Here is a 12,779-nt window from a genome sequence, read left to right on the forward strand (position 1 = left end):
AAGTATCCCAAGATGGCGGCCACTTTTTGGTCAGAGCAAATAAAAACATCAACCCAATCGTTACATCAGCTTATTGCGCGGGTATAGAACTCAAAGAGAAGAATATTAAACTCAAAACGTTACTCGATAAATTCGCAAGTCAACCACTTGAATTAACAGTACGTTGGAAGAAAAATGGACCCGAGTACAGACTTATCTATTTACCGGATGAAAAGCGCCCCGTTTTTCTTGTTACTAATTTAAAAGAAGTACAGTTTAACTTTGACGAGTTACTCGATATATACGCAACTCGTTGGCAAATTGAGTTACTTTTCAAAGAGCTAAAGTCATGGAACAACCTTAAGGGATTTATCACACGAGACCTACATATTGCCGAATCACTGGTTTGGTTGAGCATACTGCAAACACTGATCAAGCGTTTTATCTGCCATAGTGCAGCGACGATGTTTAAGTGTGCGATCTCGACATTTAGAGCGAGCAAGTGCAGTTATCTTTGGTTGGATGATATTCTAAGTTGCATGGAGCAAACACGGTGCAGCCACAAGATACACCGTGTACTAAAGCTACTAGCGGAAAATTGTAAGCGTCAATCCATTGAAAAAGAGAGTGACATTTGCCGTTTTAAAATAGGAAGTTACGCGATCAATGTTCCTTAAGAACTAAGCTATGAATCATCCCTAAGAGTAGAGCTTATTTTAATACTGGCTAAATTTAAGTACCCACCAATCAGCCGCGATGAAGTATACAAAGAAATATTTGAACAAGCGCAGAGCGTGAAAGCGAATAAAGAGGGGTAAACAGCTTATGGCTAGTATCGCAATTAGATTATGCTTTAGTAAGAATTGGAAAAAAATTAATGCATTTTAATTATGTAAATAAGGACTGATTACCATGTTTGATTTAGGCGAAATAATACAGCGCGCATCGAGCAAAACGTACGATCTTGGTTATGGCTTGTTTGCGTCAAACCATGTTAGCAAGTTGCTTATTATTGATAACCAGGCAATGGCAACCGTGGCGGGGCAGTTTAAATACAAAGTCACTTTAGAAAATAACGCGGCAGGGCAATTTTTGGCTAGCTGTACATGCCCTGCAGGCGATTATCAAGAGATATGCAAACATGGCGTTGCCGTGGCGCTCAAAGTAAATAGTTTATCCGCTGCTGAATTCGCTGATGCAAATGCTAATGATGAAACAGCGCAAGATAATGAGCGCAGTGAACTCATCGCGTGGTTTTTAGATAAACCCACTACTGAACTGACCGATATAATCATGGCTTTTTTAGACGAGTCAGAGCATGAGTACGACAAATGGGTACTTATAATGGCAAACGATAAACAGGCAATGGGCGCAGGGGAGCTAAGTAAACTTATCACCAAGGCGTTGCCTAAAAAGCAAATATGGGGCTGGAGTGAAGTGCGAGGCTATTTTGCTGAGGCAGACTCATTGTTTGAAATGATATTCCCTGCAATAGAAAAACTGCCCGTTGATCAGCAATGGCTGCTGAATCTTAAAGCCTTGGTACGTTTAAATACAGTGCTTGAGGGGATAGATGACTCGGGCGGCTTTCGCTTTGAGATAGAGAGGAGTCTTAATCAAAAATTGAGCGAACTTTTTAATCAACTACCTTGGTCTGATGAACAAAAAGCGCAGTGGATTTTTGAGCACTTTGAAGATTATAAATACGATGTATTCCCGAGTGTGCCGCATGACTTTGACATAACGCCAAGTGTAAATACCTTGTTTTTATCACAGTGTACAGCGGCAATAGAAAAACGACTGCAAGCAGGCGTTGATTTTGATGACTGGAGACAAAAAAACGCACTTACACGCCTTACCTCGGTATTGATAAAACAAGCGCAAGAACAGGATGATTGGCAAGAGCAACTGCGTTTAATTAAACTAACAGCCCATGATTCAGATGATTATTTAAAAATAGCTGCACTTTGCAAAGCGCGTAATGACTTATTAGATGCCGAGTACTATTTAAAGCAAGCGTATCAACGGGCAAATAAGCCCCATGAAGTGTTGGCATGTAAACGTGATGAAATAGCACTTCGCCTTGAGTTATCAGAATTTAAGGCCGCATGGGCAATAGCGTGGCAGTTATTTGTTGATAGCCCGAGTTTTAATGGCTTTAAAAACTTACAAACGCTACAACTAAAAACCGGTATCATTGATGCAGAGTTTACGCAAAAGGTAGAGCAATTATTACTTTCTTTGTCAGATAAAGCGGCTAAATCAAACCAAGGTGCTTATCGCTTTACTAATTATCCGAGTGAGTTACTGGATTTTTATATTGATCAAAACGACATTGCAAAAGCACGTTCATTAGCTGCAAAACATGAGGTTAAGTCGAGCCAATTAATAACGTTGGCTGGTTTAATTATGGCGCAATATCCACAAGAGTCGATTGACTTGTATCACAAATCACTTAGCAACATAATTGGACAAACCAATAATGACGCTTACCGTGAAGCAACTAATTTATTAATTAAAATAGAAAAAAACTTAAAAGACACCAACGCTGACTGCACGCTATTGTATGACATGATTGGTACACTCGCTAAAAGCTTTAAACAAAAACGTAATATGATGAAGCTATTGCGAGAATACTTTCCTGAGTGTTTTTAATAATTAAATTTTGCAGACGGTGTCTGCAAAATTGAGCTGGTTATTTTTATTGAGCTTGCAATGATTTAGCGTGGATTTAACGCGGACTTACACACGGTAAGCCCGCAGCTATACGTTACTCTGCGTAATCACGCTTTTTAGACATGCCGCCGATGCCTGCATTTAAGGTATTGGTTGGGTCTAAGTGTCGGTAATTATCGGCCAAGGCAGGTTTGGCATGATAATGATGCCCTACGTTATGCTCTGCAGGATATTCGGCACCACGTTGCTCTAACAGTGCGAGTAAAGCCGCTTTTACGGCTTTGCAGTCTTCGCCTTTACGTACTAAATAGTCTTGATGAAATACGTGACACAAAAAATGGCCATAATAAAGTTTACTCACTAGTTTATCGGTAATGCTGGGTGGTAGCTTTTCAAACCATTCGTTGTCGTTACGCTTGAGTGCAATATCTAGCGCGAGAATATCTTCAACTTCGTTATGGTTTATTTTTGCATATTGTACTGCTGCGCCTGCGGCTGCAAAACGCAGCAAATACGCTGCTTTTACTTCTTGTTCGCTACACTGAAAAAAATCAAGTTGGTAGTCTTTTTTAACTTGCTCAAGCAGTGCTAGAGTTTGCTGATGAGCATCCCCTTTGACAGTCAAAATTAATTGGTGTTGGTATTGCTTGTTCCATTGTTGGAGTTTCTTTGGCGTTTGGCTTGGGAACAGCTTAGCAAGGCGATAAACTAATTTATCAATGGTGTTTTTTGGTAAAAAAGGCAGTTTTTGGCATACAGCATCAAGTTGGCGCTTAATATTAAAAAACTTAGGTAGCCAGTTTGTGCCTAGGTTTTTTATGAGTAAAACCGTATCGCGGCCGTAGTTATCAGCAAGTTCAAAAATATCGCGGTGCAAATACTCAGCGTAAACAGGCAAGCTGGTGGCTTGCTCTAGCAATATTTTGCGTACAGCTTGTAATGCGGTCGATGAATTAGTACCAAGATAGAAAGTAAGTTCTTGTTCGTTTTTGGCAAAGGTGTCTACACGTACTGCAAAAACAGCGAGTTTGCCTGCGCAGCCGCTGGCTTGGTGCAAGCGCCGTGGGTCAGCATTAAAGCGTGCAGGGGTATCATCATCCGTTTTACGCACCCAGTTAGCGTATTCTCGATCAGAGGCTTTTTTTGCTGTTGTTTTTACATCGTGTTCGCTGTATTTCTTATTTTGTAAGTTAGTGAGTATTTGCTCTGGTGTATCACCAAGGTCAATATCTAAATTATTAATTAAGCTTAGGCTGCCATCACTGTTTATTTGTGCATATAAGGCAAGCTCAGTATACGCTGGGCCACGTTCCACTAATGCGCCACCTGAGTTATTACATACGCCGCCAACAATCGATGCGCCAATGCACGAGGAGCCGATAACGGAGTGTGGCACTCGGCCATACGGGGCGAGGGCTTTTTCTAGTGAGAATAAGCTAGCCCCTGGAAATGCCACAATTTGTTGTTGCGCGGGCAGTACTTGAATATCGCTAATTCGTGTTGTGTTAATAATAACCGTATTACGGTCACACCCTTGAGTTGGGGTTGAGCCGCCCGTTAAGCCGGTATTGGCCGCTTGCATAATAACAATGACATTAGCGCTTACACAGGCTTGTAAAATATGCCATTGCTGTAATAGTGTGGCAGGTTTTACTACCGCAAGCGCGGGTCCATGGCCTTCTCTAAAGCCTGTACGATAAGGCGCTGTGGCGCGGTCGCTTGTTAATACATAACGAACGCCAACGATTTCTTTTAATGATGCGACTAACTGTGACTGTGACATAAGAGCTCTAATTTAGTGAAGGCTTTAATGATGTGTCATTAAATAGGTTTTTACGCACGCTGGTACGTAGTTTTTCTTGTTCTAACAAATGCGTTGCGTCTATATCATTTAAGGGTAATGCGTCTTCTCGGGTTAAATTGCCATCGGCAACCAACGATAAATAGCGCGAACAGCACACACGCAAAAATGACGTGAAGTTACCTATGTCGTGATCAGCATCAAGAGACTCAAGATACAACTTAGTGATCATTTGGTTTACGGTCATTTGATCACGAAATGCGACTTCTTCTAAAATATCCCAAAAAAACTCTTCTAAACGGATTGAGGTAACAACGCCATCAATACGCAAAGATTTGGTACGACAGGTCCATAAGCGGCTGTCGGCATTAATAAAAAGTTGGCACATAAAAATTAACCTCTCGATGCTGTATTAGCAGTGCTTATAACAATGCCACAAATTGCTTTAACATGGCAGGGTGTGCAGGCCATGCCGGGGCCGTTACTAATTTACCATCTGTGATTGCGCCGTCCATCGGTAAATCTACGTATTGTGCACCCGCCATTTTTATTTCTGGCTGGCAAGCAGGGTATGCTGATACTTTTTTACCTTCAAGCACTCCCGCTGCGGTGAGTAATTGTGGGCCGTGGCAAATAGAAGCAATGGGTTTATCTGCCGTTGCAAAGTGTTGAATAATTTCGATTACTTTAGGGTTTAAACGTAAATACTCAGGGGCACGGCCACCGGGTAAATAAAGCGCATCGTAGTCATTTACATTAAGCTCGGCAAATGTCGCGTTTAATGCAAAGTTATGGCCGCGTTTTTCTGTATAAGTTTGGTCGCCTTCAAAATCATGAATTGACGTTGCGATTGTATCGCCTGCTTTTTTATCAGGGCATACGGCATCAACATCGTGTCCCATTGCTAATAAAGCTTGAAAAGGCACCATGTTTTCATAGTCTTCGACAAAATCACCGGTGATCATTAGTACTCTAGCCATGCTGTGCTCCAAATTTAATAGGTATTTGCTCGTTGCTTTAAGTGCGTTCAAATACAAAAATATAAGAGAGTCTAGTAAAACATATGTGGATCCGGAGCGGGTAATATCCAAATACTACACAGAGCTATTTTGTCGGGTTTTTGCATATTATTAAACGTTGGCTAAATCACATTTAAAGTTTGTAATAGGTAATCTCTTAAAGGGTGTTTTAGTTCAAAAAGAAGAGATCACTGCGTTGATGGGCGCTTAATATTAAATCATGATGCTTTAAATGCCGCTAAAGCTTAAATTATGGTTATGTCCCTAAAATTCTTGGGTACTAAACTAAATGGAATAATATATATCGTTTTTAGTAGCATATTTATAATTTAAAGTTTATAAATGGCCATAACGTATTAGCAGATAAATCCCCCTGCACAGCATTAACGGCGGAGCTTTTAGGATTTAGGTACGTATTTGATTTAATTATATGGTGTAGATTTATCAGTGAGTAACTATTCAGATTTAGCGCAACGAAAGCTAATAATAAAATTATTTTCCGTAATTGGTTTTTTAACTACCAGTTTTATGTCTGTTATGGCATTTTGGGGCGGCTTAGGGGTACTAAGTTTAGTACTTGTTATAGCGTCCATCTGTTTTGTAATTTCATTTTTTGTTACTGCATTTTTACATAAGCGGTTATTACTTGCTTCGACCACTATTTTATACACCATTTATATTTTGATGTTCTACTTGGTTTTAACCGGAGGGAGTCACGGAACTGGGCCATTGTGGATTTATGTTGTTGCACCGATCACCTTTTTTATTCGTGGTTTTAAAAAAGGCATTGTTGATATTTTCTTTTTTGTATTAGTAATGTTGTATGCCTTTTATTTAGCGTCTACTTTTCAATTTACCGATTACGGTACTTTACATTTTCCTTCCCGTATTATTTTAACGTTTATTATAGTGGCTGCACTAAGTGGATTATATGAACACTTTAGGCAACACCACAGTGAAAAATTGACGCTTTTAGCGCAAAAAAATGAATTACTTGCCACTATAGACCCACTAACTAACCTACCCAATAGACGCAGTATGATGGCAAAGCTGGCGGAATTAAAAAGTAACGATATTAATCCTGTGTTTTCGATTATATTGCTTGATGTAGATGATTTTAAAAAAATAAACGATCAGTATGGTCATTTTGTAGGAGACCATGCATTAACCCACCTTGCTGGTATTTTTACGCAGCAGCTTACACATAACGACTTAGTGGCACGCTGGGGCGGCGAGGAGTTTTTATTTGTTTTACCAAATAAAGACAAAGCAAAAGCGTTACAATTAACAGATACGTTGCATGGCGCACTTAAATCACAGCCGCTGCATATTGACGGTTATACTATAAGCATCACCGTGAGTATGGGGATTGCTGAGATCACAGATTCATCTGCAATTGAGCGCGACATTCAACATGCCGACGCTTTACTCTATCAAGCAAAAAATAGTGGTAAAAACCGTACTTGTGCTTAATGAGGTTTAATGAGGTCTAATGAGTTTATTGTTGTCGATTGCGCTTAGCGCGCTTCCAGTATTACCCGAACCAGTTGCAAATAATGCAGTAGCAAAAGTAATTGTGAATGAGCAGCCCTATTTTTTAAGTTTTATGGGCATTGGCGCGAGTAAAGATCATACCAGTGTGCACAATAAAGTGTGGGCATTAAAACTAGGCGACGCTAAATGGCACGCTAAAGCACCCGTTCCCAGTAGCTTATCAATTAAAGGCCGTTTAGCCAGTACAGCCGTTGGTGTAGGTGAATATGCGTATGTATTTGGTGGTTATACGCTAAGCGCAGATCATAGCGAAATTTCCAGCCCTGATGTATACCGTTATGATTTAAAAAACGATAGCTACACTGAGCTTAGTACAATGCCGGTTCCAGTTGACGACAGCGTAGCACTCACTTATCAGCAGCGTTATATCTACTTAGTCAGCGGTTGGCATAACGATGGCAATGTAAATCTTGTGCAAGTGTACGATATAAAAACCGATACATGGCAACAGGCATCGCCATTTTTAGGTGAACCTGTATTTGGCCAAGCCGCAGCAATCAGTGGGAATACAATTGTGGTGTGTGATGGCGTAAAAACGCAGGCAAACGTTGATAAACGTCGATCATTTGCAAGCGTTGCTCAGTGTTTAAAAGGCACTATTGATGAGAATAACCCATTAAAAATTGATTGGCGCACGTTGCCACATCCAACGGGAACATCACATTATCGTATGGCGGCCACCCGCTTTAACGGTGCTATTTATATGCTTGCAGGATCGTCAAATCCCTATAATTACGATGGCATGGGGTACAACGGTAAACCAGCACCAGCGAGCAACCACGTGTGGCGTTTTGATATTGTAAGTAATCGCTGGAATGTGCTTACCCCGGCTGAATCCTCAAGCATGGATCACCGTGGTTTACTTGAACATAACGGTGTGTTGTACCGCATTGGCGGGATGGATAATCATCAGCAAGTGAGTAATAAAGTGCTTGGTTATAAAATACAAAACGCTGCAAAGTAGCAGCGTTTTGGTTATGATTTTTACTATATTAAAACTTAACGCTGTAGTTTAAGTTAAAGCTACGCCCGCGCGCTTTATGATCATAAAGTGCTTCTGGGCCATAGCCTGGGCTATAGAAGTAAATAGCTCTTTTGCCCCATTGTGTTGTGTATGTTTTATCTAGCAAATTAGTAACAGCAAAGTTTATAGTGCCTGTTGATAACGGGTAGTTAACTATTAAATCAAGCTCTGTGTAACCATCAATTTGGCGATCTGCTTTTTTAGCATTGAATTTACTGCCATCATCTTTTAAATCAAACATGGTTTTAGATTGTAAACGCACATTTAAAGTATCACCTTGCCACGCGACATAACTGGTGAACTTTGAGGAGCTGGCTTTAGTAACATCAATTTTTGCCCAGTCGCCTTGTGCAGTTTTACTCTGCCCACGTACAAAATGTGCATTAACGCCAAGTCGAAACGCGGTATTAATGTCGTAGTCAATTTGACCTTCAATACCTCGGGTGCGTAATGGGCTTTCTTTTACGTCGATTAGTAATGTTTTTCGGTTAGTAACAATACTTTGATCAGACTGACTTTGGTAAACAGATACTTGCGCGGTTAAATCTTCATTATTAAAACGCCAACCAAGCTCATAAGAATCAGTTTTAATGCCTTTTAAGCGTGAATTACCAATACTGACAGTTGAGCCTTCTTGCAATGCTAGATGACCATTTGCATCGGCGGGGAGGTATTTACCTTTACCGTAGTATTTGGCTACATTTGGGAGCTCGAATGCTTGTGCAAAGTTAGTCCATATTTGTTGATTATCAGTGATATCAAAAACAGCCCCTAAGTTAAATAGTGTCACATCATAATCGGTTGACCCACCGGAAATAGCATCGGCTGACTGGGCCGTGTTTTGGGCTATTTGAGTTGATGCACTACCTGCAACAAAATCGGACACTGTATTGTTCATACGTTGTTGTCGCATACCTGCGGAGAGCGATAGGCTATCAATTACTTGCCAGCTTAACTGTGCAAAAAATGCTTTACTGTCTACTTCAAAACCAGGGTAACGATCGACACTAAATAACGACTGAATAGTGAGGCCGCCACTGGCTTGTGCAATTGTTGGATCATAATAGGTTTGCAGTGCTTCAAACTCTTCGCTGTCGTAATCGAAACCATATGCGAGATCAACTGCTTGCCACTTTTTATTAAGTACAAATTTAAAGCCGTAAGCATCAGTACTTTGCTCTGAGCTGGAAAAGCTTGAAATAGCGTCTTGGGTTGAATTTAAACGAGGGCGGGGGTAAAAATCAAAATCTTCAGAGCGCATAAAGGCTTGAATATTTAAGTTGTGGCCAAAAAAATCAAGATGTTGGTAATCAACATTAAACAGGCTACGTTTGGTTTGTGGGACATGCTCAGATTCAAGCCCCGCGCGAATACCAACACCTGTCATATCACCAAATAAAGAACCTGAATTATCACCAAAATATAAACCGTGCTTGCCATCGCTTTCGTTATTGTAATATTGCCCTAACATCGAAATAGATTGCTGCTGATTAATTTTAAATGTTGTTGATGCCATTAAATCTAAAGATTGCGTATATTGCAGGCCAGATTGTGTGGTATCCATCATGATTGGATCGCCGTTGCCATCATGCATGGCATCTATTTGACTATAAGCCAGAGATACGCGTCCTTTCGAGCGTGCATTTTTCCAGCTGGTGGCTGCGGCTAAGTTTGTGCCTAAATCATCATGACCTGCAAAACCTGATTTGATACCGACATTAAATTCATGATTACCGTCACCTTCTTTGGTGATTATATTAATAACACCACCAATACTGCCTCCGCCGTAAACTGCGGTAGACCCAGAGATAACCTCAATACGTGCAACATTAAATGGGTCTATAGCATCTAAGTGACGGCTTACACCTCGTGAGGAGTTCAGTGATACGCCGTCAATCATGACCATCATTGGACGGCCACGCATATTCTGAGAATAATTTGTACGACTTTGGCTCCCTAAATCAAGGCTAGGAATTAACTGCGCTAACGCATTTTTAAAATCAACACCGGCATTAATTTGAGTTTCAATTTGCTCTAAATCAACCAACCAGACTGTACCTGCAATGTCGCTGATTGCAGTTTGTGTGCGGTTAGCTGTTACTACAACACGTTCAATATTTTTATCCGCGCTTTGATGGGCAATTGCAACTGAGCTGAATAAAAAAGGGGCAATGCTGCTAGTGATTGCAAGGGATAAAAGCGTTTTTTTCATGCTACTTCCTAGTAAGATTGGGGAATATATTATTTCGGGTACAATATTACGCGAATGGTAATGGTTTTTAATCTTATTATCAAATAAAGCTGATGAATTACTCAAAATTATTAATATCGATTCACCTTGTTGGTTTTTTACGATAGTTTATTGAGCAAGATTATGATTTTAATAAGAAGTAATAATGAATACTCTATACATCACTGGTGCGGGTGTCAGTGCCGCCAGTGGTATCCCGACTTTTCGGGGCGAAGACGGCTACTGGACTATCGGCAGTAAAAACTACACACCGATGGAAATGGCTACTCGGGCAATGTATCAAAACAACCCACGGCAGTTTTTAGCGTGGTATTACCATCGATTTGCCACTTATCGCAATCATGGGCCTAATGAAGTACATCACTGGCTTAGCGATAAAAATCTGATCACCCAAAATATAGACGGACTCGATGGTAAAGCGGGTAATAAAAATTACATTGCTATTCATGGCCGACTTGATCAAATGACGCTGTTTCATCATCAGGGCGATGACGTAACACCGCACACTACGCCGTGGGATGATGTAGACGAAAGCTGTTTACACGACTCATTACTTGAGTTGTTTAAAATCGATAATCAACAGCCTGTATTGAACCAGTCTTTCAAACCCTTGGTGTTGTTATTTGATGAATACTACACCGAGCTTTACCGTATTAGTGAAGCGCAGCAACGTATGGCGGATGCTGACAAAATAGTCTTTATGGGCACTTCGTTTAGTGTAAACATTACTCAAATGGCACTTGAGGTCGCACGCAGTTATGCTATTCCTGTTGAGATAGTCGACCCTGAGCCTGCACACATTATGCACCCTAATGTGAGCTATAAAAAAATGACGGCACTGGAATATATTCAACAGCAAGGGTAGGTTTGCGCTAAGGCGTGTTGACCTTTGTGGATTGAAATTTGTTCAATCTAGGGGCGATTTAATCGCGCGCGAGGCTTGTAACCTAGCGGGCTAAGTAAAAACCGAGCAACAAAGAGTCAATTGCCCCTAGGAAGTTATTAGTATCTAACAACATAAAGGAAATGATGTGGCATTTATTTTTGAAACTCAAAGACTTAGTGTACGTGAAATCACGCCAAGTGATGCTGAGGATTTAGCATTTGTGCTTGCGGATCCGCTGGTAATGAAACACTCAACAGTGGGTGTGCATTCTGATCTGCAAATAAATGATTTTATAAAAAACTGCCAGCAGCTGTATAGAATAAACGGCTATGGTCATTGGATTATTTATAACAATTTCAATGAATTTGTTGGTGTGTGCGGGCTAAATAAGCATCAAGTAGGTGACAAAGAGCTTGTACACATTAATTATCGGCTGGCCACTTCGCAGCAAGGTAAAGGCTATGCAGTTGAGTCGACGCAAGGGGTACTCTCTTTTGCCAAGGATACACTTGCGCTAAGCGGTATACCCAAGCCACCTCAAGAGGCAGAATTCAGCGTTTCACAGGGGCTTAATACCAAGGCGTTACTTTGCAACAATGGCAGCCCCTTTTAAGAAGTAACAACGATGGGAGTAAGTTACTGTGAAACGCCCTGCGGGTTGGCTTTAAAGCGATTTATACTGCGTTATTAATTTTAACAATAGAACCACTATTACTTGCAATCAATGCCTTGTCTAAATCGCTTTAAATTCCAACTGAAACTCGCATCTTGAGGTGATTTGGGTATATGCGCTGATTGAGCCTGACAACGTGAACTCGGTTAAAGTGGCTAATCGAACTGGGTTTTCGTTTATTGAGTCCTCTGTATTTCGAGGGTTTGATATAGATATATACCAGCATTCATTATAAGTTTGTGTAGGTGAGCTTTACGCCGCGCATGTGGCTTATTGAGGCATGTTGATGTCGTGATTAAAGCAAACAAAGCGTGCGAAGTTAGTGCGTTAAAGGAATGTTATTAAATTTTAAAAGGAGTTATATAACCAATGGCGTACTTTAAAACCCCTCAATTTTTGCATGAGGTATTTGGTGAAAAGCAATCGATGCTAGAGGTGAGTTGCACTGTATTATTTGCGCTGGTAGGAAGTTGGCTTGTTTATTTTGTTGCGGACATCAAGCTCGACAATTGGCAGGTAATCTTAGCGTTTATATTAATCGCTGATGTATTAGCGGGCTGTATTGCTAATTTTAGCCTTGGCACGAATGCGTTTTATGCAAAACGCCCGAAAAACCGGCTTATCTTTATTGCCATTCATGTTCATATAGTAGCAATTGCATGGTTACTTTCGCAGCCAATGGATATTGCGCTGATTATTTGGGCATATACGATAGTGACAGCATGTGTTGTAAATGCATTACACGGTAAATCGATACAGGGTTTTATTGCTGCAAACTTAATGTGCTACGGGATTTTTTTACTAATTTACTTATCTCTTCCTACGTGGTTTTTAATGGTTAGTGTATTTTTTATGATTAAAGTATTGTTTAGTTTTGCTGTTGATCATTATAGGCAATCAACTCAGTAAGCTTGTT

Annotated in this window: 11 protein-coding genes and 1 pseudogene; 8 read left to right on the plus strand and 4 right to left on the minus strand. The window is 40.5% G+C overall.

The features are described from left to right. The 3 genes and pseudogenes from A7967_RS16235 to A7967_RS16240 all read left to right on the plus strand — a co-directional run. Positions 1-656, plus strand: a 656-nt coding sequence (locus A7967_RS16235; RefSeq protein ID WP_082916343.1) for a transposase, incomplete at its 5' end; no start/stop codon positions are given. Between the two features lie 27 nt (positions 657-683). Further along, positions 684-797 (plus strand): annotated as a pseudogene (locus tag A7967_RS23660) (hypothetical protein); the annotation flags it as partial. Between the two features lie 94 nt (positions 798-891). Continuing rightward, positions 892-2,634: an SWIM zinc finger family protein gene (locus A7967_RS16240; protein ID WP_064435860.1), complete on the plus strand. Its 1,743-nt coding sequence runs from the start codon at positions 892-894 to the stop codon at positions 2,632-2,634. A 115-nt stretch (positions 2,635-2,749) separates the two neighbouring features. On the opposite strand, the gene dld is transcribed toward A7967_RS16240, so the two are convergent. The 3 genes from dld to A7967_RS16255 are packed head-to-tail and all read right to left on the minus strand — an operon-like array spanning position 2,750 to position 5,436. Next, positions 2,750-4,438 carry a D-lactate dehydrogenase gene (gene dld / locus A7967_RS16245; RefSeq protein WP_054204104.1) on the minus strand — a complete coding sequence of 563 codons (1,689 nt, stop codon included), beginning with the start codon at positions 4,436-4,438 and terminating at the stop codon, positions 2,750-2,752. Between the two features lie 7 nt (positions 4,439-4,445). After that, on the minus strand, positions 4,446-4,844 hold the full coding sequence (locus tag A7967_RS16250) for a ribbon-helix-helix domain-containing protein (RefSeq protein WP_054204105.1): 399 nt from the start codon (positions 4,842-4,844) through the stop codon (positions 4,446-4,448). A gap of 34 nt (positions 4,845-4,878) precedes the next feature. After that, on the minus strand, positions 4,879-5,436 hold the full coding sequence (locus A7967_RS16255) for a DJ-1/PfpI family protein (protein WP_054204106.1): 558 nt from the start codon (positions 5,434-5,436) through the stop codon (positions 4,879-4,881). 486 nt (positions 5,437-5,922) lie between these two features. Between A7967_RS16255 and A7967_RS16260 the strand changes: the two genes are divergently transcribed. Together A7967_RS16260 and A7967_RS16265 are read left to right on the plus strand one after the other, a co-directional pair. Then, complete coding sequence (locus A7967_RS16260) at positions 5,923-6,948, plus strand: GGDEF domain-containing protein (protein ID WP_054204107.1); 1,026 nt, start codon at positions 5,923-5,925, stop codon at positions 6,946-6,948. 19 nt (positions 6,949-6,967) lie between these two features. After that, positions 6,968-7,993 carry a Kelch repeat-containing protein gene (locus tag A7967_RS16265; protein ID WP_054204108.1) on the plus strand — a complete coding sequence of 342 codons (1,026 nt, stop codon included), beginning with the start codon at positions 6,968-6,970 and terminating at the stop codon, positions 7,991-7,993. Between the two features lie 28 nt (positions 7,994-8,021). On the opposite strand, the gene A7967_RS16270 is transcribed toward A7967_RS16265, so the two are convergent. Then, entirely contained in the window at positions 8,022-10,265 is a 2,244-nt protein-coding gene (locus tag A7967_RS16270) for a TonB-dependent receptor (RefSeq protein ID WP_064435861.1), read from the minus strand. Between the two features lie 184 nt (positions 10,266-10,449). On the opposite strand from A7967_RS16270, the gene A7967_RS16275 reads away from it, so the two are divergent. The 3 genes from A7967_RS16275 (at position 10,450) to A7967_RS16285 (ending at position 12,772) form a co-directional block, all read left to right on the plus strand. Then, positions 10,450-11,169, plus strand: coding sequence for an SIR2 family NAD-dependent protein deacylase (locus A7967_RS16275; RefSeq protein WP_054204110.1), 720 nt, complete (start codon positions 10,450-10,452; stop codon positions 11,167-11,169). 166 nt (positions 11,170-11,335) lie between these two features. Next, entirely contained in the window at positions 11,336-11,803 is a 468-nt protein-coding gene (locus A7967_RS16280) for a GNAT family N-acetyltransferase (RefSeq protein WP_054204111.1), read from the plus strand. 429 nt (positions 11,804-12,232) lie between these two features. Next, positions 12,233-12,772, plus strand: coding sequence for a hypothetical protein (locus A7967_RS16285; protein WP_054204112.1), 540 nt, complete (start codon positions 12,233-12,235; stop codon positions 12,770-12,772). Positions 12,773-12,779: the final 7 nt, after the last annotated feature.

This window comes from Pseudoalteromonas neustonica (assembly GCF_001653135.1).
GTDB lineage: Bacteria > Pseudomonadota > Gammaproteobacteria > Enterobacterales > Alteromonadaceae > Pseudoalteromonas > Pseudoalteromonas neustonica.